The 25,466-nt window shown below is 56.2% G+C and carries 16 protein-coding genes; all 16 read left to right on the forward strand.

Annotated elements, in window-relative coordinates; all coding sequences use genetic code 11:
* Nucleotides 1-105 precede the first annotated feature (105 nt).
* The 16 genes from ABH899_RS01115 to ABH899_RS01190 all read left to right on the forward strand — a co-directional run bounded on the left by ABH899_RS01115 (nucleotide 106) and on the right by ABH899_RS01190 (nucleotide 25,046).
* Nucleotides 106-1,542, forward strand: a complete 1,437-nt coding sequence (locus ABH899_RS01115; protein ID WP_009673297.1) for an exonuclease/endonuclease/phosphatase family protein — start codon at nucleotides 106-108, stop codon at nucleotides 1,540-1,542.
* A gap of 69 nt (nucleotides 1,543-1,611) precedes the next feature.
* Nucleotides 1,612-6,495: a DUF6603 domain-containing protein gene (locus ABH899_RS01120; protein ID WP_369993252.1), complete on the forward strand. Its 4,884-nt coding sequence runs from the start codon at nucleotides 1,612-1,614 to the stop codon at nucleotides 6,493-6,495.
* A 14-nt stretch (nucleotides 6,496-6,509) separates the two neighbouring features.
* Nucleotides 6,510-8,861 carry a hypothetical protein gene (locus ABH899_RS01125; RefSeq protein WP_369993254.1) on the forward strand — a complete coding sequence of 784 codons (2,352 nt, stop codon included), beginning with the start codon at nucleotides 6,510-6,512 and terminating at the stop codon, nucleotides 8,859-8,861.
* A 14-nt stretch (nucleotides 8,862-8,875) separates the two neighbouring features.
* Nucleotides 8,876-12,808 carry a hypothetical protein gene (locus ABH899_RS01130; RefSeq protein WP_369993255.1) on the forward strand — a complete coding sequence of 1,311 codons (3,933 nt, stop codon included), beginning with the start codon at nucleotides 8,876-8,878 and terminating at the stop codon, nucleotides 12,806-12,808.
* 53 nt (nucleotides 12,809-12,861) lie between these two features.
* A complete protein-coding gene (locus ABH899_RS01135; protein ID WP_369993258.1) occupies nucleotides 12,862-14,508 on the forward strand; it encodes an autotransporter outer membrane beta-barrel domain-containing protein in 1,647 nt (548 codons plus the stop codon).
* Between the two features lie 441 nt (nucleotides 14,509-14,949).
* The gene (locus ABH899_RS01140; protein WP_369993260.1) at nucleotides 14,950-16,944 is read left to right on the forward strand and encodes a methyl-accepting chemotaxis protein; all 1,995 of its coding nucleotides are present in this window, start codon (nucleotides 14,950-14,952) and stop codon (nucleotides 16,942-16,944) included.
* Nucleotides 16,945-17,489: 545 nt separating this feature from the next.
* A complete protein-coding gene (locus ABH899_RS01145; RefSeq protein ID WP_218228291.1) occupies nucleotides 17,490-18,221 on the forward strand; it encodes a metallophosphoesterase family protein in 732 nt (243 codons plus the stop codon).
* Between the two features lie 23 nt (nucleotides 18,222-18,244).
* Nucleotides 18,245-18,769 (forward strand): HXXEE domain-containing protein, encoded by a 525-nt coding sequence (locus tag ABH899_RS01150; RefSeq protein WP_369993263.1) that lies wholly within the window; start codon nucleotides 18,245-18,247, stop codon nucleotides 18,767-18,769.
* Nucleotides 18,770-18,843: 74 nt separating this feature from the next.
* Entirely contained in the window at nucleotides 18,844-19,194 is a 351-nt protein-coding gene (locus ABH899_RS01155) for a VOC family protein (RefSeq protein WP_218228292.1), read from the forward strand.
* 71 nt (nucleotides 19,195-19,265) lie between these two features.
* On the forward strand, nucleotides 19,266-20,006 hold the full coding sequence (locus ABH899_RS01160) for a YdcF family protein (protein ID WP_369993265.1): 741 nt from the start codon (nucleotides 19,266-19,268) through the stop codon (nucleotides 20,004-20,006).
* Nucleotides 20,007-20,032: 26 nt separating this feature from the next.
* On the forward strand, nucleotides 20,033-21,076 hold the full coding sequence (locus tag ABH899_RS01165) for a hypothetical protein (RefSeq protein WP_369993267.1): 1,044 nt from the start codon (nucleotides 20,033-20,035) through the stop codon (nucleotides 21,074-21,076).
* A 25-nt stretch (nucleotides 21,077-21,101) separates the two neighbouring features.
* A complete protein-coding gene (locus ABH899_RS01170; protein ID WP_369993270.1) occupies nucleotides 21,102-21,458 on the forward strand; it encodes a glyoxalase superfamily protein in 357 nt (118 codons plus the stop codon).
* Between the two features lie 103 nt (nucleotides 21,459-21,561).
* Nucleotides 21,562-22,641: a DUF418 domain-containing protein gene (locus tag ABH899_RS01175; RefSeq protein ID WP_369993272.1), complete on the forward strand. Its 1,080-nt coding sequence runs from the start codon at nucleotides 21,562-21,564 to the stop codon at nucleotides 22,639-22,641.
* Nucleotides 22,642-22,722: 81 nt separating this feature from the next.
* Nucleotides 22,723-23,421 (forward strand): cysteine hydrolase family protein, encoded by a 699-nt coding sequence (locus tag ABH899_RS01180; RefSeq protein ID WP_369993273.1) that lies wholly within the window; start codon nucleotides 22,723-22,725, stop codon nucleotides 23,419-23,421.
* A 176-nt stretch (nucleotides 23,422-23,597) separates the two neighbouring features.
* On the forward strand, nucleotides 23,598-24,179 hold the full coding sequence (locus ABH899_RS01185) for a DJ-1/PfpI family protein (RefSeq protein ID WP_369993275.1): 582 nt from the start codon (nucleotides 23,598-23,600) through the stop codon (nucleotides 24,177-24,179).
* A 144-nt stretch (nucleotides 24,180-24,323) separates the two neighbouring features.
* Nucleotides 24,324-25,046, forward strand: coding sequence for a stalk domain-containing protein (locus ABH899_RS01190; RefSeq protein WP_369993277.1), 723 nt, complete (start codon nucleotides 24,324-24,326; stop codon nucleotides 25,044-25,046).
* Nucleotides 25,047-25,466: the final 420 nt, after the last annotated feature.

The raw sequence follows: 25,466 nt of genomic DNA on the forward strand, positions 1-25,466 counted from the left end.
TCAACTCTCTTACAGGAGGAAAATGGTAATTATAGTAGAAAAGTATAAGTGATCCAATTCCTTGTTTCTATTTTGAAACGGGATTCAAGACGGGAGGCATGAGCAGTGTCAGGTTCACTCAAGCTTTTATCGTGGAACATTGAAAAATTCGGGGAGGACAAGATGAACGACACGTCGTTTGTCGAGTACGTCGCCCGGGTCATTCAAATGACCGAATCGGATGTCGTCGGAATTATGGAGCTGGTCGGCTGGCTCGGCAACGAAATCAAGGACACGCTCGTCACCTGCCTCAACAACCTGGAGAAGAAAAAGAACAACGGCAAGGGCAGCGGCATCACCTGGACCGGAGAAGCGAGTGAAATGACGCCGGCGCGCCCCAATGAGCAGTATGTGTTTCTATGGAAAAGCGGCCTGTTCAGCAGGCAGGCAAGCCTGCTATGGAACGTCGTCGGCGAGACCATGTTCGACACGTATTTCAAAACGTACAAAGTGAGCAAAAGCGATCAGGAGTTGTTTTGGAAAAGCCTGTTCAAGAACGGATGGCTCGATGCGGCCTTTATGATTCCTTACAAAAAGTTCGAGCTGATGCTAAAAAATTACAAACTGCTGGATTTGACGAAGAAAGCCCCCACGATTGCCTTGACCGACGCCCAGAAAAAGGACATCGTCGATCTGCTCCTGGCCGAATCGCCGGAAGCGTTCCCGCTTCGCGGTTCCCGCCCGCCTTTCGTGCTGCGCGCCCTGACGAGCGGAACGAATGTCGACCTCACCCTCGTTCTTTACCATGCCCCCGGACCCGGAGACAGCCTGCCGATTATCGCCAGCAACCAATTGAATCCTACCGTCGAGAATGCGGCTGTCGGCGTCATTATGGGCGATTTTAACGTGAACGCGACGGACGCGGCCAAACAATGGGCGCTCAATTATTTTGACATGAGCCTCGGCAGACTCCAATATGTACGCGATGCCCAGAACGCCTACATCTATGCGCATCCTTTTCAGCGCATTACCGGCCCCGATTTCCCCAAACCCGCCAGCGATCCGGCCTTGTCAACCGTACTCAATTACGGAAAAAGGCTGTGGAACAGCAAAACGAGTCTCACTTCAATCCTTGTGAATCCCTCCACCACCGTTGCAAGTCCCACGAATATCGAAAGTGTGCTGTCCAGCGAGTACGATAAATTTTTCGTAAAAGCCCCCAAAGCCGATCCTTCGGCGGCCTTTGTGGTCAATCTGATGGATGCCATGATCCCTAAAAGCGTACAAATCGGCGTTCAGCCCGGCGGTACTCCCATTATGGAGACGCGGTCTACAACGACTGCTTCCTATTCCCCCGAACTGGGAAGTCTGGCCCAAACGATTTACAACAACTGGTGGGACCGGCAAAATGCGAAGCAACGCAAATCGAAAGCGGTTACCGATATGCTTAATGCCGCGCCTAAGCTGGCGGGACCGCCGTCTTCCTTGTTTGAAGCCCATTATGTGTACCATTATGCCATCAGCGATCATTTACCGATCCGGATGGAGCTTCAATATGTATAAGGCTGGCAGGAAGCGCTTGGGCTCCGGGATGTATTGGAACTTGTGTAAAAAAGGAAAGGGGGAGTGCGCGTGAGCTTTCTGTCCGATCTTCAAACTATGTACGAAGCGGGGAGCGGCACGCTGACGCTGGATACGGCGAAGCTGGGCCCGACAGGCGAGAAGCTCCGTCAATTGACGGGAAGCGGCACCCTGACCGTGACCGGGGTACGGACGGCTCCTGTGGAATCGGGGGGGATCATTACCTTTGAAGGCGCGGGTCTTCAACTGGCCGGCAGCCCGGCGAGGATGTTTTTTTCGGCGAAGAAAACGGCTTCGGTCCACGGCGCCGTATACGGGGCGGACTCGGAACCGGTGCTCGTGCTCTCGGTTTTCGTAACGCCGGACTGGCGCTTCGGGGATGCGCTGCCTTGGCTGACGAACACGTTCTGGCAGGACCTGGCGCTTAAACCCGGTACGGACGGAACATCTCCGAGATGGCTGATCGCCGCCGGAAAAGCCGCGGAACCCGAGCTGAACCTCGACATGGACGGGGCGGTTTATTTCTACGGCGCGCTTGACGAAACAAAAGGGCTGCTGCAGGAAGCGGACTGGGTAATCGGCGTAGGTCCGTTGGCGTTCGGTCCCGCGGTTTTGCGGGATACTGGGGCGCCGGGCTTGTCGCTCGACCTGAAGCTGCCGGATGACGGCGGCGGGTTATCCGGGCTTTTTCAGGCGATGAAAGTGCCCGTCGACGCCAGGCTCGTTCATGACCCTGCGGCAGCCAGTGCGCCGTCCGGGCTGGAAATCACGGCGACGATCCAGTGGAACGGACAGCCGGTTCGGATTACCTCGCTGATTCTGCCCGCAGGGGGAGGGATTGCCGAGCTTTCCCTGGAAGGCCCGGTGGATCTTCCTTCCCCTGACGACATCGCCCATTGGTTCGGCGGCGTCAGCATCACGGAGTATCTTCCTCCGTCGTTTGAAAGCATGCTTGCGTCCGTCAAGATCGGACGTTTGGCCCTTGGTATAGGTCTCGGCTCCAGAAGCGTGGAGTACGTGAAGGCGACGCTTACCGCACTTGAGGACAAGCCGCTGACTATCGTCCCCAATTGGGTTGAAATCGGCGATATCGAGGCGGCCGTGGCCGTCCGGAACCCGTTCGATCATCCGAGCGCTTCCTACAAAATGTCCGGGATTCTGGACATCGGGGGCGTCGATCTGCTCGTTTCGGCGAACCTGGTTCCCTCGCCAAGGATTCCCGATCTGTCGGTCGTCGTGCGGATGGAACCGTGGAGCGAAATCGACCTCACAATGATCGCCGCCAAGTTCGGGCTGCCGACGGGCGCGTACAAAATAGCGGTGGAAGAGTTCCAGATGGGCGGCTCCACCGCCGGAATATACTTTATCCGGGCGGGATTGGCCCAGCATCCGCTCGGAACGGGCCCGAACACGTTTGTGATGAACAATCTCGTGTTCGAACTGGATTACGACGGCCAGCCGAGCTTCACTCTGGAAGGGACGATGACCATCGCCGGAGTGGACGCCCGTCTGTCGCTGGAAGCCGGTTCCGGCGATACTTCCGGCGGTACGTCTCCGGGGGGCTGGAACATCGTGGTCCAAGCGGGCAAAGAGAACCCGATACCGATGGGGGAATTGCTGGACGATCTCGCGGCCAAATTCGACGTGGGCATTCCTGCACCCATACGCGGGATGACACTAAAAAATCTGGAGCTGAAATACGCTTCCTCCGATTCGGGGAACAGCTTCTTTTTTACGGTCGAGAGCGATTTCAAAGTGAATTCCGTGCCCGTTGCCTTAACCTTGAGCATCCGCGTCGTTTCGAACCAGACCGGAACGGGCGATCCAGCCGGAGCCCGGTATGAGGCTTTTTTCGGCGGTCAGATCGTCATCGGATCGCTGGAATTCGATCTTTTGTTTGACCGGCAGGATCTGACTTCGCAAACCTTTATAGCGACATACAGCCGGAAAAGCGGCTCCCCGCCCGCCGTTTCCATCCGCGATCTGGTTGCGTCCCTGTCACCGGAGCTGGCGGCGGAAATCCCGCAGAGTCTGGCGATCGATCTGCGGGATGTGAAATTCATTTTTTACAAAGATGAGAAAGAGAGCAAGTTTGCGCTCGGGCTTGACCTCGACGCGCATGTAAGTTTGACCGATCTGCCCCTTATCGGCAAAGAGCTTCCCGCCGACGATACGATTGCCGTTCAGCAGCTGCAGATTTTGTACGCATCCGCCCCGTTCATGCCGGTCCAGACGGCGCAGATCAACAAGCTGCTGCCGGAATCGGTTCACCCGCTGCCGTCGGGAGTGGAGGCGGGTCTGACCGCGGGCGCGGATCTCCGTTTTGGCGGTACGCCGCAAACGTTGTCTTTCGCGCTTATACCGGGGGGAGGGCAGAAACAGCCCGCTCTTCGGGAGCCCTTGGCTGCGGAAGCGTCCGGGCAGCAGCAGGATGACCCAGCCAATCCGGATGCCTGGGCATCGCCCGCGGCTTACGAGTCGGTGTCCGCACCGTCCGGCGGCCCTCCTGTCCCGGCTTTCTCTTCCGCGTCCTCCACATCCCCGGCATCTTCGGCCAAGTGGTTCCTTGTGCAGAAAACGTTCGGCCCCGTTTCGATCTCCCGCCTGGGCATCGGTTACGGGGACGGGACCCTCTGGTTTATGCTGGACGGCTCTTTAACCTCGTCCGGTTTGACGATCAGTCTGGCCGGCATGGGCTTCGGTTCCCCGCTCGATCGTTTCGAGCTTAAATTCCAGCTGCTCGGAATCGGCGTGGATTACACTCAGGCACCTCTGGAAATCGGCGGCAGCTTTATGGAAGTCGTGCCTCCGCCGGAGGGCGCCCGGTTTATGTATGACGGGGCCGCTACGATCCGGACGGCCGATTTTGCCCTGGAAGCGCTCGGCTCGTACACGCAAATGCTCGATGGGCAGCCGTCGCTCTTCGTGTTCGCAAACGTGGATACGCCGCTCGGCGGTCCGCCCGCACTGTTTGTGACCGGTTTGTCCGCCGGTTTCGGCTATAACCGGGACGTAAATATGCCCGCGCCGGAGGAAGTATTCGAATTTCCGCTGCTCGCCCTGACCCGGGACACGGGGCCTAAACTGTCGATGAACGACGTAATGGCGCAGCTGGAAGGAACGCAGGAATACGCTCCCGGCAAGAAAAGGGCATGGATCCGTCCTCAAACCGGCGAGTACTGGCTGGCCGTGGGCGTCGATTTCTGGTCGTACGAGCTGCTGCATACCCGCGCCCTGCTTATCGCCAAATTCGGCAGGGAGCTGGAGCTGGCCCTGCTCGGGCTTTCCTCCATTCGTCTGCCCCAGGCGGGAAACACCATGTACGCTTACGCGGAGCTGCAGCTGGAAGCGGACTGGAAGCCGTCCGCCGGTTTCTTCGGGTTGACGGCTCTTTTGACTCCGAATTCTTTCCTGATCGATCCGAACTGTCATTTGACGGGCGGCTTCGCTTTTTATCTATGGTACGAAGGGGAGAGAGAAGGGCAGTTCGTCGTCACTTTCGGCGGCTATCATCCGAGCTTCAAGCCTCCGTCCTTTTACCCGGCCGTGCCGCGGATCGGCTTCAATTGGGCGGTCAGCGACTATGTGAACATACACGGCGAAGCTTATTTCGCCCTGACTCCGGCAGCCGTTATGGCCGGCGGGGGGTTGGAAGTTCTTTTTCACGACGGCGACCTAAAAGCCTGGTTCACCGCCCGTGCGGATCTGCTGATCACCTTCCATCCGTTCCATTTCCAGGCGGGTATCAGCGTGAGCATCGGGGCCTCGTACCGTCTGGACCTGCTGTTCGTAACCAAAACGATCAGTGTCGAGCTGGGGGCATCCGTAGAGCTGTGGGGACCGCCAACGGGCGGAAAGGCCCGCGTGCACTGGTGGGTCATCTCGTTCACGGTCGGATTCGGAGCGGACCGCTCGGACGGGGACGAAAGCCCGATCGAGTGGGGCGAGTTTAAATCGCTGCTCCCTTCTCTCGACAACGTCTGCAAAATTACGGCCGTGACCGGTTTGACAGGCTCGCTTTCTCCCGGCGCCTCGGGTACGGCTTTGAAATCAGACAGCGAAGATGCTGCGGGGAGCGGGGAGGGGGACATGGCGGTGCCGCCGGTTCAGACGTCCCAACCGTCTCAATCATCTGAACCGTCCCAACTGCATGAAGCGTTCCTGCCATCCCAACCATATGAACTGTCCCAACCATCTCAACCATCTCAGACATCGGAACTTTCCGATCCGGCGGGGCCATCCCCTTCCGGGCCGGGACCGGATATTTGGCTGGTCCGTGCGGGCTCCTTCAGCTTTACGACACAGACGGCGATTCCGGCCAGTCATTTCACGGCGGGCCAAGCGACGAACCCGGTGACGGACCCGAAATACCCGGAAGCCTACCCCGTACACATCCGGACAATGAACAAAACGAACGTCTCGTCCAAGCATCACCTGACGGTCGAAAAAGACGGATTGGACCACGATATTTCCGGTTGGCAGCTCGTTCCGTATTACCGGAACATGCCGACGGCGCTGTGGGGAGAGCCGCTGAAGGACGCGGACGGCCGGTTTATGCGCAATCCGCAGGTGCCGGGCAGCGATACGACGCGGAATACGCCCGCGGGCTTAACGGTTACTCCTCCCGGATCGAAGCTGGGTTATTCGGCGGCAGGCCTGCAGGCGGACCTGCTCGCTTACGATGACGTGGTGCCGCAGGGGCGGCTCCCGTTCGAGCCCGGAGGGGCCGCGAATACCGATTATGCGCCCGTTCCGGCCGATACGACACCGGGAGACATTGCGGGAGTTATGGGTCCCTCCGCGGCCAACCGGGCCGCCATATTTGCGGCGCTGCAAGGCATGCAGGCCTACAGCGGCACGAACGGACCTTTGCCCCGTCTTGCCGAAGAAGCGGGAGATCTCTTTACCGATTCTCCCATGCAGGTGAAGCCGTGAAAGGAGCGGAAAACATGAGTGACGAACCCCAGCAGGGTCAAATCCGGTTTTATGATCATGATTTACCCGGCTTACCCGCCGGAAATTACAAGGTAACCGTAAAGCAGTCCGTGCAGGACATCGGGATTACCGCTCAGGAGCAAGCTCTTCTGATGGCCGAACAACCCTTTATCGTGCACGCCCCGCAGTTTGCGATCGACCCTTCGGAGATCCACAGCCTGGTGCCGCCCGCGGGCAGCACCGGCAAATTTGCCGACGAGCTTCCGCACTTGGTGCTGAATACACGGGTCCTGCCGTGGGAGCGTGAGATGAGCGGGCCGAACATCCCCTGGCTGGCCCTGCTTCTTTTCCAGGAAGGGGAGCTTCTGGCCGGTCCTGCCGACCGGACGGATGCCGAGACGCTGGCCATCCGTTCGACGGCCGGCGAATTTATGGGGCTGAAAAACAGCCCCGACGTGTATGTCCCCCAGACTCTGGTCCGGGAGGCGGACGTGACCGAGGGCCAGACCTGTTTTTACATTCAAATGGATGCGGGTGTGTTCCAGTCGATCATCCCTCAGCTGAATGAGCTGCCTTATTTGACGCACGTCAGGCAGGTAAATACGCAGGATAAGGCAGCCGGGCACGAGGAGGACGGGTGGTACAGCGTCGTAACGGGCAACCGGTTTCCTTACGCGCAGGAGACCGATGAAGGCGGCTCGAGAAACATTGTTCATCTCGTATCGCTGGAAAAATTCGACGATCTTCTGCAGCCCGGCGCAAAGCCGCCTAAAGAGAAAATCGCCCTGTTGTCCCTCGCCAGGTGGACATTCCGCTGCCGTCCCGACAGCAAGGAAGACTTCGCCGGCCTCATGCATCGCCTGGTGGCCGAGGAAATGTCCGGCGCCGCGTATGATCCGGGCGCTTTGCTGCTCCGGCTGCCGCAAGGGGCGGCGGACGGAGGAGAGGAGCGGACAGCGCCGCCGGACGACGCGGCCGGTGCCGAAGCGAGGAAGCGGCTGCGCAGCGGTTATGTGCCCCTTCCGTTCCATATCCGGAGCGGGGAGGACACCTTCGCCTGGTACCGGGGGCCGCTCGCTCCGGTCCGGCCGGCTCCCTTCCTGCCCGCGGAACCGCTGCTCACGGCGGATGCGGCCTTGATTTATGACAAGGCGAACGGCTTGTTTGACGCTTCTTTGGCGGCCGCCTGGCAGATCGGGCGCAGTCTTGCTCTGTCCGACGCCACGTTCGGCTCGCTGCTCCTGGATTACCGCCGCCGCTGCCACCGGCTGACAGACCTGCTGTATCACCGGCTGGAGGCTTCGGGGCTGACGGACGCCGCCGATTTGAAGGAGCTCGCGCAATCCGGCTTGATGCGGGAGGCGCTGCTCGGCGCGATGAAGGGGGATTTGCTGGAGCAAATTCCGGAGCCGCCTCTCTACGGTTTGCCGCAGGACAGCCCGCAGCGGAATCTTTCCGCGCGCCGGCAACTGCTCCAGGGAGGCTCCGGCGTAAGTCCCGTTGCCGCGCTGCAGCAATTTTTGGCGGGGGATGAGGTCAAAGAGGCGGTCGCGGAGCTGACGCGGGACGATCTGGAGCCGATTGCGCTGTGGCTCGCCCACAAGCTTCTGCTGTACGACGTACCGTTCTATTATCTGGTACCGGAGGAGCGAATGCTGCCGTCCGAATCCATCCGGTTTTTTTACCTGGATTCGAACTGGCTGGACGCCATGCTGGACGGGATGCTGGCAATCGCGATGCATTCCAGCCGCGACTCGTTTACGTACGGCATGACCAAAGGAACGATCCGGGCGGCAGCCGAAGCGGCCGCGCAAACCGTCCGTACCCGCCCCGGAGATGAGCGGAGCGCGGCGCCTGGCGGGGAAGCCCTGCCCTTGGCGGGCTTTCTGCTCCGGTCCGCTGCGGTTGCCGGATGGCCGGGACTTGCGGTGCGCGCCTTCGACGCCGTGGGGCTTCCGCTCGGGATCGCCCGTCTGGAGCGGCTTTCGTCCAGCGTGCTGCTCGCCTTATTCCGCGGCATCCCTGACAGGATTGAGCTAAGCGAGCCTCAGGAAGGGTTCCAGTTCGGTCTGAACGAGGAAGGGGAAATTAATTTGCGCAGCGTGCTCCCGGACCGTTCCGGATCTCCCTTCGGTTCGGAATTGAACGTGCATTTGCCGGTTCGCGACCGGCATTTGAGACCGGGACGAATTCTGGACTTGAGGCCCGATCAGGCGGAGGGGCTTGTGCAGCAGTCGGCCGATGCGATCAAGCAAGCGCTGAAATTGGACCAATTGACGCTGAACCCTTCCGATTTTGCCCTGCAGATGGTTAAATCTCCGGAGCGGATCGTGTTTCAACCGGGCATGACAGTTAAGCCGCAATAGAGTGGAGGAAAATCATGGATAATTCAACCTTATTGGTTCCCGTCGAGGTCAGTGCTCTTGCGGTAAACGCGTATGTTTGGGCCAACCAGCCTTTCCGGCGCTGGGAGCACAATTATACCCAGGTCAAAAGCTTCGGAAGCTCCGAGCCCGATCCGACGGACCGGGGCGGAGGCTTCGCGGGAAATCCGGACGATCATACCGGCGTTTACGTACACTGGACGCTTCCCGACGCGTTAAAACACGGTGTTCAGGACCCGGTCACACGGCGCGTGGAATTCCCCCTGGTTCCGAACCGCTGGCTAGTCGTGCGCTTTGGTGGAACTTCCGCCGGACGCGTATCCAAAGCGTATCTCGTGGAAAGCGACGCACCCGGCGGAGCGGGTTCGGCGGCTTATGTTTTTGATCCGGCCGTTATAGAGGCGTGGAAAGGAAGCAAGGATCCTGTGCGGCAGCAGGCTGGCGGGCGGTTAGGGGGCAGCGGCCGGCAAATCGCGGATGTGCTCGGACAAGTATTCGATTTGAGCGGCTGGTCGGAAAAAGGCATCGAACAACTGTTTGTGAAAGCCGTCGCTCCGGGCAATCCGCTTTTCAGCGCGTTTCAAAGCCACTGCAGCCAGGTGTTTTCCTTCCGGGATCCATTGGATGATGCCGAGCCGGAGTGCGCGGTGAGTTATCTGGTGGCCGGCTGGTATTCCAATCATGCGGAAGATCCCCTGCAAAAATGCCAAAGCGCAAAGCCTTCCGGAAGCTCGCCGGTTGACGCTTACAAACGGCAGCTTGCGGAGTTCTCGTGGACGGTTCAGAAAGCCGCCTCCGCCGGACCCGCTGACGGCTCCGCCGTGCCGGACGGCGACGTCCCGCAGGCCAGCTTGTACCACGGAATGGTGCTTGGCGTGAAGTGGAGCCGCTCGGGCGTGCTGCCGACGGTCAAGGACAAATACAAAGATCCCGCGGGCAAAGGGATACATGTGGCGGTCGGAAATACGTCGGCCGATGCTTTTAAAGCGATGATTGAGCGCCAGCTGAACGACCGAGCGAAGAACGGCGACGTTAAAGCGCAGCAGCTGCTTGCGAAGATGCCCAACGCGGCCGGACTGCTCGAAGCGTTTCAGTACGATATGCTTCATATACTTGACCAGCCGAGCGGCTGGGATCTTCTTGATCTCCGTATCCGGCAGGAATGGTTCGGCTCGAAGCCGGGCGGATACCGGTGGACGGTCGTGGATGCGAAGTCCGACCGGCCGGACAATCTCGGAGAACGTCCGCCGGAACAATGGCTCACGGCACTGAACGGTACGCAGGCCGCGCTGGACGAAAAACTGAATGAATTGAAAGCCGCCCGGAGGCGGCTTTACGACACGTGGTGGAAGCGGGGGAAATACGAATCCTACCCGGTATTCGCACGGCCGGACGGGTTGACCGAGGATCAATTCGCAAAGGCGCTCTCCGCCGAAAACGATCCGTCTTACGATCCGTCCAAGCCTGAAGGACCGGACAATATCGCCAGCCTGCCGAGGAAGATCATGGATCTCATCGGCGAGGCAGGATCGTTGATCGGCCAAGGCGTGCCCCGGCCGGCGGAAGGGGAGGGCCAGACCCCGGAAGAGGCGCTGGCGGCCGGGATCGAAGCTTTCGAACGGGCGAAGCGCGCCCAAGGGGAACTGAACGCGGACCGTAGCCTTAAGCCGGTGGCAGGACCCCGCTACTGGCGGGCCAATGATCCCGTCGTCTTCATCAGCGGTGCGGGAAGTACGGGCCGGATAAGCGGTCCGGACAGTTCTTTGTCCTGCCGCTTGCCGGCGCAAATCGTCGGCGGGATCACCATCGGCACCGACAGCGTGACGGCGGATGAGCTGGCAGCGGCGCTGCCCAAGCTTCCGCTGAGTCTGCCGGAACTGGCCTCCGCTCTTCAGGGCGATTACATCCCGCCGGACACTGCTTTGCAGCTTGCCGGCGCAGTCGGTTTGCTGCTGGCCGAGTTTTTCCTGCTCGATCCGGACAACGCTCCGGTCATTTCCGCGGGTCATCCCGGGATCACCCGGGAAATAATTGCGGGGCACGATCCCGCCCGTTTTCAAGGCATACTCCCCGCCTTCGTCCCCGGAGACTGGCAGCAGCCCTGGAATCCGCTCCTTCTGAAATGGGTGGCGGACTGGTATCCGATCGGGCATTCCAACTGGACGTTCGACGGAACCGATTACCGGTATGACGGCAAAGCCTCCGGTTCGAACGACCGGCAGATCGGGGGAGACATTTTGCTGACGCCGCAGACAAGCTTTCTTTTCCGGGACCGGTTGAAAAAACTCGTCCATACGCGCCAAGGCGAAGCGGAAGATACGGACGAAGGGCTGTTGGATCAGCTCGACGGTTTAATCGAAGATATCGACGGCTGGGATTTTATCTCCCAATCGCTCGGCGGTTTCGGCAGCCAGCTCGCTGTACGCGATACACGTGTAAACCGGTCGCCGGATCCCGGATTAACTTTTACGTTTAAGGACGGCGGGCAAAAAACGCTGGCGGATCTCGTCGGCGACGAATATCACGATCTCCCTTATATCCGCTCGACCGGCGATACGCTGGAATTCCAGGGAGTCCGGCAGGGACAGTTCGCCTTCGCCTATTTAGCCGTGTACGATGCGTTCGGGCAAGTGCTGGAAGTAATCGGCGATTCGGGGCTCAGCCGCTCCGACGTGTTTGAGCCGATTTTGTCGGAAGGTCTTGCGCCGGACGCGCCGATCGAGGCGCAGAATGCCCAGCGGTTCATCCAGCTGCCGCCGAGGCCGAATCAGCATATCCGCCTCGATTTCCGTCTTATTGACGCGCGGGACGCGGGAAGGTTTGCCGACTTGGACAGCCTGGCGAACCCCGTTGCGGGCTGGCTGCTCCCGAATCATCTTAACGGCTCGGTATCCGTATACGACGCGCAGGGCGGCGCTGTCGGGGACGTCGGCCTGATCACGGGAAAAGACGGCGTCAAACGGGTTCATCTGCTCTATGCGCCGCTGGGTACTTACGGTAATCTTGCGGATATTGAGAAGCGGGCGCCCGAGCTGGCCAAAATGCTGCAAAGCTTGACGGCTGCGGACGAAGTTGCCTTCAGCCGCTTTCTTGAGGCGATCGATGCCTCCTTGTGGACGATCGATCCTCTCGCCGCAAGCAGCGACCGGAACGTGTCGGTCCTCGCGGGAAGGCCGCTTGCGCTCGTGCGCGCCAATCTGAAGCTGGCGCTGGACGGACCGGCCGCGAGGTATACCGGCTGGGCGGCCACCTTCAATCCGCCGCCGTCCGATTTTACCGGTAACGATTACGAGGTGAGACTGGGCGACACGGAAATCCGGAAGGACGGCTTGATCGGCTATTTTCTTAACGGCGCTTACGACCGGTTTAACAGCGTCCACCCGCTTGCAGCGGGAGAGGAAGCGGCCGGTTATGTCCGGCCGATCGGACCCGGCAATTTCTTCTCGCTGCGGTTTGACGGCGCACGGCAGGCCGAAGTGATGCTGCTGCTGGATCCGCGCGCTGCGGTTCACGCGGTTACGGGCATCGTTCCGGTGCAGGCTCTGGAGCTGCCTGCGCGTTTTACCGATCCCGTGCTGAGCGCGTTAAACCTCCAATTCCGGACGGGGCCGATCCTGACCGTGCTTCAGCCGGCTCCGGATAAGACAGCCGGTGGAGAGAACGGACCGTCAGGCGTTATAACGCTCCCCGTTCCCTCGGATAACGGAGGACAGTGGAAGTGGCTGGAGCCGCAATCCCGGGAAGACGGACCGTCCGCTTTTCTGACGTACACTTTGACCGAAATCGGCCAGCAGGCCCGGCTGAACTCCCGGTCGCTGTCGCTGCGCGAAGGCACGCTGCAATTCCGGAGCGGGTCCGCTCAAGGGACCGGAACCGGACCTTCGGAGCCCGGCAAGAGGGACACATCCGAATCTGAATCTGAAGGCTAAACCCAAAGCTAAAGCAAACCATAAGAGCACTTAAACCCATGGAGGTTCAAACGATGAGCAAAGCTGATCTCCCCGCACTTTTGAATTACAGTATATTGACGTCACCGAGTCCCCTGCAGGCAAGTACGCAGACATATTCCGCTTCCGGCACCGTAACCTTGGTCGTGACCCCTCCCCCCGGGAAGGAAGTTTATTGTCCGGAAATCGATCTGTATATTCCTTCGGGGGTGCTTAGTCAGAAGGATATCTTTGACCCGGGTGTCAATACGGATAAGTGGCAGTACGCGGTCGGAAAGATCGTCCAAGGCAGCGAGGTGGGGCTGGCCGACATATCCTACATTCCGCTCAAATTTACGGCCAAGTCGTCGCAGGATTACCTGATTAACTATCCGCTGATCTTGACGGTAGGCGTCGGCTCGGTCTCCGCCGCTCTCGGCGACATCCGCAACCTGCACATCCTGGAGACGTCCTCCTCGTTCTCCGGAGACTATCAGCCGCGCGATCTGCCTTTCGGCTTGACGATCGGGCTTCCGGAAATTTTTGTACGCAATTTTGTGGCGGGCGCCTACGACAGCTCTAAACCGGACATCGTGCCGGGCGGCAGCTTTGCAAACGGCCAGGCGTTCAAGCTCAGCTGGGAAGGCAACGCCAGCCAGTATCAGATTGTTACGACGGCAGGCACCGCTCCCCTGTACAGCGGAACCGATAATTCTTTCGTTGTGACGAAGGGCCTCAGTCAGACGACCACCTTTATTCTTATCGCAAGCCGGACCGATGGGGTTCGCGGCGAAACGCTGTACGTGTACGAAGCGGTGACCGTACATATCACGAACCCGGACGAAACGCCGAACACGGTGTCCGCAGCGGGAAACATTGCGACAGCCGCCGGATTGAACGGTAAGACGCTGCAGGTGTCGGGCTCCGCATCTTTGAACGGCGGTGCGGACGTAACCGGCACGCTGAACGTAACCGGCACGCTGAACGCGAAGAGTGCGCTGAACGTAACCGGCACCGCAACGATGTCCGGCGGGACGGTTACGGGCCCGCTTACGGTTCAGGGCTCCGCATCGCTCGGTAGTTCTTCGGTGCAGGGAGCGCTGACGGTCGGCGGCGGGTCAAACCTGTCCGACACCACGGTTAAAGGGGCTTTAAGCGCAGCGGGCAGCGTCGGGATTCTCGGGTACAACCAGCGGATCAGCACCGGTACGCATATGGCGGGAACGGACGGCTTTGTGATCGGCTATGTTCACCTCCCCTGGAAGCAGGTTTTATCGGTGGGCTGGATTTACGGAGGGACCGACGGATATATGGTACAGACCACCGGAGGGAATACGGGTGGTTTTACCGGCAACTGGACGAAGTACAATTATTCGAACCCGAACACGTTTATGTTTCCGGTACGGAGGGGAGCAAGCTACTGGGTCGGCGAAAGCTTTTTCAAAGACAATGAGGTGAATCCGAGTACGGTTTATTATTTTGTTCCTCTAGGAAGCGGTTCGAGCGGGGAAGAAGCTACGGTGAAAATCTCCGATGAAATTCCCGAAGATATCGTTCTGCCGCACGACGGCCTGGAGAAAACGAACGGAGCGGAACGTGCCGAACGAGTGGAGCTCCTGACCCGGCTGCTGGAGGAGATTTTGGAGAAACCTATTGGGGAAGATAAGAAGAAAGCCTTAATCGATGTGCTGGGAACCTTGTAGCCGAACGGATCGTTAGCCCTCCACTCTCATAGAAGAGGAGAAATCCAATTAAGAAGAGAAGTCGAAGTGAGTATGCTTTTCGGAAAAACACCCGGCATTTTCATGGCAGCTGATAAGTAAGAAACAACAGAACCTACCCAGGAAGAAACGGCAGAAACTATCTAATAAGAAACAGCCTCTTTGTAAAGAGGCTGTTTCTTTTGTCCTATATAAAATAGTTCCAGAGAAACAATTTACTTTGAATATATGTCGAATTCAATAAAATTACTATCAACATTTTGTCTTTTTTTGTCGATAAAGTAGATATCTATTTTTAGCGTACGCCGCTATACGAGGGGGAGCATGATGTTAAAAAGCAAGGCAAAACAGACACGAGGCATACTCGGCAAAATCAATCTAACCGGGTTATTCGCGAAGATTATGCTGATATCGGTTGCTTGTATGACTATTCCAATGCTAATCGCGCTGTGGTTTGCAAGCAGCTCATCGGCCGATTCGCTTGAAGCCGAAGCAAGGGAGTCCATGACGAACATCGTTTCGGAGAAGGTGAACCAGATGGATCTGGCGTTCACCAACTTATCGTTAAGTTCTTCGACGATGGCGAACAATCCTTTTTTGGTCAACACCTTCAAGGAAATTAAGAAAACCGGCAACCCAAAATCGGAAAACGCCGCCACGACATCCGCTTATCTCGGTAAGCTCATTACGGATGCGAACGGCTTGTACGAAAATATTTATGCCGCGTACAACAGCTCGATCGTATCGGACGGCATCGGGGGTCAATCCGTCGGCATCGATATCGGCGTGGCCGATCTCGACAAGTCCCTCCTGGAAGGGATGAAGAAAGGTCCCGTCCTGTACGGACCGGTCGAGTCTCCCGTAACCGGAGGGCCGATTATGGCGCTGCTGGCGCATATTCCGGACGGAAGTACGGATGCGATGCCATCCATCGTAGGGACGGCGGTTGATCTGACCAAGCTGTCGGCGAATATTGTCAAGTCCACGGAGAAGGGCGACGTCAAGACGTTTATGATCAATGCGGCAGGGGTTCTCGTCGCTTCGGAAAACGGCAAAGAAGTGCTGAAATACGATATGACCAAAGCGGAAGGAGACGTGCCTGCCTTTTTCAAGGAAGTCAGCGCGAACAAGAAAGGGATCGGGTATTTCACGCTGAACGGTCAGCCGCAAATCGCTTCTTACGCTAAATCGTCTCTGCAGGATATGTTCATTATTTCCTTCAAGCCGGTCGATGAGTACATGCATAATGTTACGGCCCTGAAAAAAGGTCTGGTCATCGTCATCATCGGCAGTATTCTCGTGTTTGCGGCCATTCTCGTGCTGCTTTCGTACCGGATTACGACGCCGATTAAAGTGGCGACCGGGCACTTGAAAGTCATCGCGGGCGGAGACTTTTCGCATCCGGTTCCGCAGAAATTTATGAAGTCCAAGGATGAGACGGGCGTTTTGATGCAGTCCATGCATACGATGCAGGCCTCGATCAGCGATACGATCCGCACCGTTGTGGAAGAGTCGGATAAGCTCGGCAGTTCGGTAACGGCGGTGAGCAGCCATTTGACGGATCTGAACGGCCAAATCCAGAACGTATCCGGCACGACGCAGCAAATGGCCGCCGCCATGGAAGAAACGGCCGCATCGACGGAAGAAATGAACCATTCGTCCTCGAGCATCCGCCAGTCCGTCGACCGGATCGCGGACAAAGCGAAACAAGGCGAAGAGGCTTCGAAGGAAGTCAGCAAGCGGGCGGAAGATTTGCGCGAAACCGCGGTCGCATCGTCCGAGCGGGCCGTCGAAATCGGCCGGAAAATGCGGGAGAGCCTGGAGAGCGCCATCGAGCAGGCCGGAGCCGTCGAGCAGATTCAGGTACTGGCGAACTCCATTCTGGAGATTACGGCTCAAACCAATCTTCTGGCCCTGAACGCCAATATCGAGGCGGCGAGAGCAGGGGAGGCGGGCAGAGGCTTTGCCGTTGTGGCTGGAGAAATCCGCAAGCTGGCCGAGGTATCCGGTCACTCCGCGAACAAAATTCGAGAAGTCGTTCAAATCGTCACCTCTTCGGTGCAGAATTTGAAGGCGAACTCCGAAAGCATGCTCACCTTTATCGATACGACCGTTATCAACGATTACAACGCGATGGTCGAAACGGGCCAGCAGTACTACCGGGACGCGGAATTTTACGAAAAATTGCTGGGCGACTTCAACGCGACCGCGCATGAACTGAGCCGGGCGATCGAGGATATGGCGCTCATGATCAACGAAATTTCGATTGCGAACAACGAGTCTGCCGCCGGAACGGGAAGTATTTCGGACCAAGTGAGCGTTGCGATGGACAGTTCGGACAAAGTGCTGAACATCGTGGAAGGAACACGGGAAAGCGCGGAGCAGTTGAAGCAAACGATCGCCAATTTCAAAATATGACGGGTGGGCCGGAACAGCCCCCCGCACCACACGCAAAGAAGCCTGCCGATCCGGCAGGCTTCTTTGGCGCAGGTCGCCCGGAGGAGCGGGCGGAGGAGAGAGGCATCGGCGGCAAGGACTCGCGGGGTCCCGCCCGGCGTCCCAAACGTCTGACGTGCCCGGAGACCTCCGGCTGCATAAGACATGGGGATACGGGCACTACCTTGTTCGAAGTCGCTGAGGGAGAAGAGCGGTTCCGGCTGACCCCGGGCATGTACGCCGTATTCTTCCCGTAAGACATCCACCGGCCCGGTTTGACGAGCGGAGACGGGGAACCTGCTTCTCTGATCCGCAAAGCGGTGTTCAAAATCCGTACAACCTTGTTTGAAGAAGCCTGAACGAAAGACTGCGATGAGCCATCATTGCAGTCTTTTTTTCGTATATTTCGTAAGGAATGAAAGAATGTTTGGGAGGGAAAAGAAGGAAGCCGCCTCGGGCGGATCGAAAGTAGATACAACCCAATACAGAGAGCAGGTTAACCTGCCGGACTTACGGAGGACAAACGTGTGGACAAAATAGCGATCCTGTCAGACATTCACGGAAACATACCGGCGCTGGAAGCCGTGCTGGAAGATATCCGGCGCAAAGACATCACGAGAATCTTTTGCCTGGGCGACCTGATAGGCAAAGGACCGCATGGCGATAAGGCGGTCGATCTGATCCGCGAGCACTGCGAGGAGGTTGTGAGCGGGAACTGGGACGATTTCATCACCCGGGAAACGGAGATCGAGGATCTGAAGTGGCATCAGAACGTGCTCGGGGAAGAGCGGCTGGAATACTTGGCGGGACTGCCTTTTTCGCTCGAATTTTATATGAGCGGCAAATACGTCCGGCTGTTCCACGCTTCGCCCCGGAGCCTGTACGAGCGCGTACAGCCGTGGGACGAGCCGGAGAAGCGGCTTTCCCTCTTCGAATCGTCGGATAAATGCCGGGAGCAGATTCCCGCCGATATCGTCGGTTACGGCGATATACATAACGCGTATCTCCAGCATTTGTACGGCAAAGTGCTGTTCAATGTCGGAAGCGTCGGAAATCCGCTCGATCTGACTCAGGCTTCCTACGTCGTTCTGGAGGGCAGCTTCGATTCCCGGACGGCGGCCCCTCTTGAAATCCGGTTCGTAAGAGTTCCTTACGATATCGAGCGCTCGGTCAGCCAGGCCGTGGAGTCGGGCATGCCGGCGCTGGATGCTTATATCAAAGAGCTTCGTACCGCGAGATACCGGGGCATCAAAGACTAGAGTAGACGGGGGAACCTATGCTCATGGACGATTATCTTTCGCTGAACGCGGTCGTCTGGCTGTTCCTCGCTGCGTTTATGATTCACGATTTCGAAGAAATCATTTTTGTGGAGTCGTGGATGAACAGAAACTACGCGAGGCTCCGGCCGAGAGTCCCGGGACCGGGACAAAAATTGTTCAAGGACATGTCGAACGTGAAATCCTCGCAGTTTGCCGTGGCCGTGTTTGTTGAATTTATCCTTTTTATCCCGGTTACGTATTTGGCGGCCGAGAGGGGAATTTGGGCCTTGTTTATCGGGTTCAATGCGCTCCTGTTCGTGCATGTATTTACCCATCTGGGGCAGTCGCTCCTGCTGAGATCTTACACACCGGGTGTGGTGACCGCCGTCGCGGTAAGCCTGCCCTACTCGGTTTATTTGTTTTACAGGCTGCTCCGGGACGGAGCGGCAACTTGGCAGGACCTGCTGACCTGTGCGCCGCTGGGGCTGCTTTTGCTGCCGGTCGTGCTGGCCGGGCATAAGCTCGGGAAGAAGGTCGTGCCGGATTAAGAGCGTGAATACGGCTGCAATTAAGCTGCCGCCACATCGCAAATCAATGCCGGATCGAATTAGGAGGAACGAAAATGAACAGTCCCATCCAAAATAAGATTCTCACCGTCTTTATCCCGGTAAGCGATATTGAACAAGCGGCGAGCTGGTACTGCAAGATACTGGGCCTTCCCGCAGACGGCGAGGTGCTGTTCGGCCACTTGTATATCCTGCCGATGCAGGGGGCGGGAATTGTGCTCGACAGTAAAATTTACTCGCCGGAGACGGTATTTAAAGCGCCGGTGGTCCAGTTCGCGACAGACGATATCGAGCGGTCCTATGCATATATGAAAAGCCTTGGCGTCCGGCTGGTCTCCGATATCGAGCACGGGCACTGGTTCAATTTTACGGACCCGGACGGGAATCTGCTTATGGTCTGCAAATAAGATTTACCGGAACCGATTTGGTTCGGCAAATCCGCCGGTTATAGGCGGGGAAGATTAAGGAGAACCGTGACATGAAGAGATGGTCTGGAATCAGGAAAGCGAAAGTGGCGGACGTGTTGTTGGTGCTGACATTTTTGAGCTCTCCTTTTTTGTTTAGAGGACGGTTCGGGATGATGCTTTTTTGCGCCGCAGTCGTCCTTCTCCTGATAATCAGGAGGATTGATTTTAGCAAGCGCGTGAGGCTGCGAAAAACGCTGTGGGCGGGCTCGCTGCTGATCGTCCTTTCTTTTGCGGTCGTGGAATCGTTCGTGGTCTCGCAAATGGGCGCCGACGAAGCCGAAACATCGGGAGCGGACACCGTCGTTATTTTGGGATCGGGCCTGAAAGGATTCGAGGTATCGCTCACGCTTCAGCAGAGACTGGATGCGGGGCTCGCTTACGTTTCCGGGAAGAAGGACATCACCGTGGTCGTATCGGGCGGTCAAGGCCCGGGCGAGAATGTGCCGGAAGCGGTGGCTATGAGGGACTACCTGGTGAAGAAAGGAATCGCGGAGAACCGGATTCTTCTCGAAAGCAGATCGACAAGCACCCTTGAGAATTTGAGGTTTACCAAAGCCGTTTTGAAAGAAAAGGGCATCCACGATCCGAAGATCCTCATTGTCACAAGCGACTATCACATGTACCGGGCCAAGCTGCTGGCGAAACGGGAAGGTTATGAAGCGTACGGCCTTTCGAGCCCGTCACCGGCGCATCTCAAACCGATTAATATGATCCGGGAATACTTCGCGATGATCAAGACATGGGTAAGTTGATTCGGAGAAAGGAGGTGGGATAACAGGTGTTCGAAGTCAAAACAAAGAAGCTCGGTTTACGGCTGGATGAACGTATAGTTGATGCGAAACCTTTGTTGAAGTCGATGAAATTCATTGTTGTCACGGAAAAAGGGAATCTTTATACGCTGGATACCGTATCGGATTCCATTGAACGGATTTGTTTCGTCCAGTGCCCGGAAATAAATTTCGAAGAACGCGTGACACTTGCGGTTTCCGTTCAAGAGGAATTCATTTCGGTCGTCAATACGTATGGGAAAAACGGAGTAATTGTGGATATCGCACAAAAAAAGGTCCTCCGTCCGTTCGAGAGAGACGACTATTATTTCGAACAGTCCATATTTCCCGCGGTTTTTCTGGAAGACAACAATCGCACCCTGTTTGTGCATGGTACAAAATGGAACCGGCTGGACATTACGGACATTCATAGCGGAGAATCTGTAGTCCCCAGACCGGATCCTTATTCTGTTACCGATGAAGGCGGCTCTAGTGAAGAGGAGCATCTTCTGGATTATTTTCATGGACAACTGCTTGTATCGCCTGAAGGCGACTGGATAGCGGATAGCGGCTGGATATGGCATCCTACCGGTTCCGTTACCGCGTGGAACGTTAAGAAATGGTTAACGGAAAATGTGTGGGAATCCGAGGACGGGGAAAGCAGAACGACGCTTTGGTGGGGCAAATACGACTGGAACGAGCCTATTTGCTGGATTGGAAAAACAAAAATCGGCATCATCGGGCGTATCGATCCCGACCTGTTAGCGGGAGAGGAGGAAACGCCCCTTTCCGAGGAATTTCTTATAAGAATCCTGGATGTCCGTGACGGGAAGGAGTCGATTTCCTTTAAAATTGCCTTCGGCGATCTGTATTATGATGACTATTTGTACTGCACATCCGCTCAGAGCGGCTTCAGAATTTACGATCCCGGAACGGGAGAGGAATTGTACGCCAATTCGGGCTTATCCGCATCGGCCTATCATCCCGGGGTCAGACAATTTCTGAGTTTGGTCGACCGGGAAATCACCGTTTTTACGGTTACGGAACGTCCTTAATAACAGTTACGGAGGCGCCAACGAAATGACCTTAACGGGAATAACCCCTATTTTGCGCATGTTCGATGAAAAGAAAGCCAAACAATTTTATGTGGAGTTTCTGGAGTTCACGCTGGATTGGGAACATCGCTTCGAGCCCGGCATGCCTTTGTACATGCAGATTTCCCGGGATGAAATCGTTCTTCAACTCAGCGAGCATTACGGAGATTGCAGCCCCGGAGCGGCGCTCCGAATTGCGGTTTCCGGCGTAGAAGATCTGCAGAAGACGCTGATCGGCAAAAATTATCCCTACGCTAAGCCCGGGATCGAACTGACGCCCTGGAAAACAAAAGAATGCACGGTAACCGACCCCTTCGGGAATAAGCTGATTTTCTTCGAATAAGAGAATAGGCTGCGCATTAAAAAACGTCCGGTTGCAGACCGGTCTTTTTTCGGTTAGTATTTTACTTACCGGTAGGTAAAATACTAACTTGGAGGATTTTATTATGATGGTCGTTAAAAAAGAAGCGCGAGTTTCCGGGCTGGATTTGGCCCGGGCTTTATCCATCTTCGGGATGATCGTGGTGAATTACAAAATCGCGATGATGGCGGACGGAAGCGGGCCCTCGTGGCTGGCTGGATTCGCCGGCTTGTTCGAGGGCAGAGCCTCCGCGGTATTTGTCGTGCTGGCGGGGATCGGCATTTCCCTCATGACCCGCAGAGCCCGGCGGGGTGACGAGCCCGAGCTGGCGAAGCAGAAACTCGTCCTCCGCAAAAGGTCGGCGTACCTGCTTGCGCTCGGACTGTTTCTGTTGGCATTGGGATGGACGGCGGATATTTTGCACTACTATGCCTTGTTTTTGTTTGCGGCTTCATTCCTGATCCGTTCATCTGACCGCTTCCTTGCGGCTGCGGCCGTTACCGCCGTATTGGCGGGTCAATGCGCACAGCTCGCGCTGGATTATGGGGCGGGCTGGGATGCCTCTTATCATGCTTACACGGATTTTTGGACGGTCGGCGGCTTTATCCGGAATCTGTTCTTTAACGGGTTCCATCCCGCGCTTCCGTGGTTTGCTTTTTTTGTGACGGGGATGCTGATCGGCCGTCTGGACCTTACCGACCCGTCTGTGCGCATCAAGCGGGCGACCGCCTCTCTGATCGTGTTCGCTGTAAGCGAACTGATCTCACGGCTTGCGATAAAGCTGAGCTCTTCCGCGATTGGAGAAGAGGGAGCACGCTATCTTTTTGAGACGAAGCCTATGCCGCCCAATTTGCTCTATATGGTTTCCGCGACGAGCACGGCCGTGCTGGTTATCTTTGCGTGCATCTACGTGATGGAGAAAGCGCCCGGACAGCGTATGCTCACCGCTCTTGTCCGAACGGGGCAAATGGCGCTGAGCCACTACATTTTGCACGTCATTGCGGGCCTTGGTCTTCTGGAGGCGCTGGGGGTGCTGGAAAACGGCTCCCTGCCTTTCTCCGTCGCATATTCTATCGGTTATTTTGCCGCTGCGGTCGGGGCGAGTCTTCTTTGGAGACGCAAATTTAGCAGAGGGCCGCTGGAAGCCTTGATGAGAAAGCTGTAAGCGTAGAGCGGACCTTTTATTAGACGAAGGGTGGAATCGAATGTATAATTGTGGAAAAAGGGCTCGGGGAGATGAGCAGGAATGAGTACGTATATCCAGCCGAATTTAGCGACATGCGCGTTATTGACGATCGATACGCAGAACGATTTCAGCCTGCCCGGCGCCCCCGCCGAGATTCCGGGTACGAGCGAGGTACTGCCCGTTATGGGCCGCCTCCTTGAACAATGCCGGGTCCATGGCATCCCGGTTATCCACGTGATCCGGATTTACGAGCGGGACGGCTCCAATGCGGATCTGTGCCGCAAAGAAATGATCGAGGCGGGAGCGGCTATCGCAGCGCCCGGGTCTTGGGGCGCGGATCTCGCGGATGCGATAAAACCGCCCCACGCGGAGGAGCTGCGGTTCGAGGCGCTGCTCGGCGGAGAGATCCAGGCGATCGGTGAGCGGGAGTGGGTCCTATACAAACCCCGCTGGGGAGCTTTTTACAACACGAAATTGGAAAATTTCCTGAAAGAGCGGGGCATCGACACCCTTATTTTTACGGGCTGTAATTTCCCGAACTGTCCCAGGACGAGCATGTACGAGGCGAGCGAGCGCGACTTTAAAGCGATCATGGTGGAAGATGCCATTTCCGGCGTGTACGAGAAGGGGAAGGAAGAAATCGGAAATATCGGAATTTCGATTTATGATTCGGCTTCTTTAATCAGGGACATCGGCCAAACCCTCGCGCAAATTGCGGACCGTCCGTCGTCTGGTCGGGCTTCTTCTTCCGCTTCCTGAAAAGGCTCGGCTTTCGATGAATCCGGGGTGCGTCCTTCACGGTCCGGCGGGTCAGTTGCCTTGAATACAAAACGGTAAAAGATGGCGAGCTTCAGGGCCATCTGCACGGATTTTTGGAAGAAATAATTCTGTTTTATATATATTAATCTGAGTTTTTTCCATAAGGAGGTTTAGGAATGAAAATCGCATTTATTGTGTTTGACGGAATCACTTTTCTGGACTTTATCGGCTTCTACGATGTCGTCAACCGGCTCCGCCTGTTCGACAAGACGAAAGGAACGACATGGGATATTTGTGCGCTTGCGCCCGAGGTAAAGGACGAGCAAGGCTTGACGATCCGTGCCGGCAAAATAAAACCGGACCTGTCGGAGTATGACCTGCTGTTTGTTCCGGGCGGTCTCGGGACGAGAAAGCTCAGGTTCCAGAAGGAGTTCGTGGACTGGCTTAGTCAGGCGATAGAAGTCAAACACGTGGTTTCGGTATGCACGGGTTCGCTTTTGCTCGGGGCGGCCGGGTTTCTGGAGAACCGGAAAGCAACCACGCATCCGAAAGCTTATGAACTGCTGGAACCGTATTGCAAGGAAGTGGTCCGGGCCCGAATCGTCAAGGACGGCCATGTCGTCACGGGCGGAGGGGTATCGGCTTCCATTGATTTAGGACTCTATGTGGTCGAAATGCTCGCCGGGCGGGAAGCTGCGGACCAAGTAAAGGAACAGATTGATTACCCGTATGAGCGAAGCGGAATGGTAGAGGTTTAAGAACACGTTGTTTAAAGACCTGTTTTAGACATTTTAATTTACAATTATGTTAAAAATAAACATATTATTGTGCTACACTTATTTCTGGATCGTTTTAAGGAAGGGGTCACTCATTTCGGAAAACCAAGGAGAAGGAGAGAGAAGATGATGAAAAAGAAGTACATGACCCTATTGGGTGCCTGCGGATTAGCCGCCGTGTTGGGGGCGACCAGTTATGCCTCCGGCGGAGTGGAGAAAATCGAAGCTTATCTGAATCCTGCTATCAAGATTACGCTCAACAATGAAGCCTGGACCCCGAAAAACGGGGAAGGGAGTGAGCTGGCCCCGGTCATTATCGACGGGACTTCCTATGTTCCGGCCAAAGCGGTCGTAGAGGCGATGGGCGGACAAGTACAGTGGAACAATGATACGAAAACGATCGCGATCACGTCCGTTCCCGGCAAAGACGCTCCTGTTTCTCCTCCTCAATCCGGCGATACGGACAGAGACAAGCAGATCGCGCAAAAAATTGCCGAGATTAAAGAGAAACTGAAGCCCGATTTGTCCCGGGAAGAAGTGGCGGCTCAACTCAAAGAAAAACTTGAAAATGCCAATGACAACGGAGATGTTGAAAATGGCAGCGATTCTTTTTCGAAAGTGGACTATTTCAAAGAGGCCGGATACGAGCGTCCCGAAGGGACTCCGGACCACGTAATCGATTACGAAGGCTTGAATAACAAAAAGGTAGGAGCGAGTTTATTTATCGGCTGGAAAAACGATAAGCTGTACTTTTATTCCATCTCCTACGTGAACCCGGCCGACAAGAAGGTACATTTATTTGTGGTGGGTCTGGACGGAACGTCGGAAGACAGTCCTGCCACAAACTAAAAAAGCTCGGCAGGCTCCGCAGGCTATAGAGGACTACCGTTATGCGCGATCACATCCCGCACTTGAAGCCGCAGTCGGTATCAATAGATAAAAAAGGAAGTTCTTACTCTGTAACATTAAAGGTGGAGGAAGTCCAATAAAACCAATAGCAATAAGCAATTGAATACAAGGTTAGACGTTATAAAAAAGGATGAGTCATGTAAAAGGGATATCCCCTTATGCGTGGTACTCATCCTCTTTTGTTTTATAAAGAAATGAGTGAATTATAACGTGATCTCATTGATGTAGCAAGTGATTAAGCTTTCTAAGGATATGGAGGAGCGCTTTAGGTAAACGCTTACCCCTAAGGAGTTTTGGACAAATAAAGAGATTCCAACATTTGTATCTCTGAAAGAAACCCACAACTTACGGTGTGAGTTT

The organism is Paenibacillus sp. RC84 (assembly GCF_041260495.1).
Taxonomy (GTDB): domain Bacteria; phylum Bacillota; class Bacilli; order Paenibacillales; family NBRC-103111; genus Paenibacillus_F.

Bases quoted from the DNA above. Each gene is read 5' to 3' on its own strand.
- ABH899_RS01125 (WP_369993254.1), top strand. From the start codon at position 6,510: ATGAGTGACGAACCCCAGCAGGGTCAAATCCGGTTTTATGATCATGAT.
- ABH899_RS01130 (WP_369993255.1), top strand. From the start codon at position 8,876: ATGGATAATTCAACCTTATTGGTTCCCGTCGAGGTCAGTGCTCTTGCG.
- ABH899_RS01135 (WP_369993258.1), top strand. From the start codon at position 12,862: ATGAGCAAAGCTGATCTCCCCGCACTTTTGAATTACAGTATATTGACG.
- ABH899_RS01140 (WP_369993260.1), top strand. From the start codon at position 14,950: ATGACTATTCCAATGCTAATCGCGCTGTGGTTTGCAAGCAGCTCATCG.
- ABH899_RS01150 (WP_369993263.1), top strand. From the start codon at position 18,245: ATGGACGATTATCTTTCGCTGAACGCGGTCGTCTGGCTGTTCCTCGCT.
- ABH899_RS01155 (WP_218228292.1), top strand. From the start codon at position 18,844: ATGAACAGTCCCATCCAAAATAAGATTCTCACCGTCTTTATCCCGGTA.
- ABH899_RS01160 (WP_369993265.1), top strand. From the start codon at position 19,266: ATGAAGAGATGGTCTGGAATCAGGAAAGCGAAAGTGGCGGACGTGTTG.
- ABH899_RS01170 (WP_369993270.1), top strand. From the start codon at position 21,102: ATGACCTTAACGGGAATAACCCCTATTTTGCGCATGTTCGATGAAAAG.
- ABH899_RS01175 (WP_369993272.1), top strand. From the start codon at position 21,562: ATGATGGTCGTTAAAAAAGAAGCGCGAGTTTCCGGGCTGGATTTGGCC.
- ABH899_RS01180 (WP_369993273.1), top strand. From the start codon at position 22,723: ATGAGTACGTATATCCAGCCGAATTTAGCGACATGCGCGTTATTGACG.
- ABH899_RS01185 (WP_369993275.1), top strand. From the start codon at position 23,598: ATGAAAATCGCATTTATTGTGTTTGACGGAATCACTTTTCTGGACTTT.
- ABH899_RS01190 (WP_369993277.1), top strand. From the start codon at position 24,324: ATGATGAAAAAGAAGTACATGACCCTATTGGGTGCCTGCGGATTAGCC.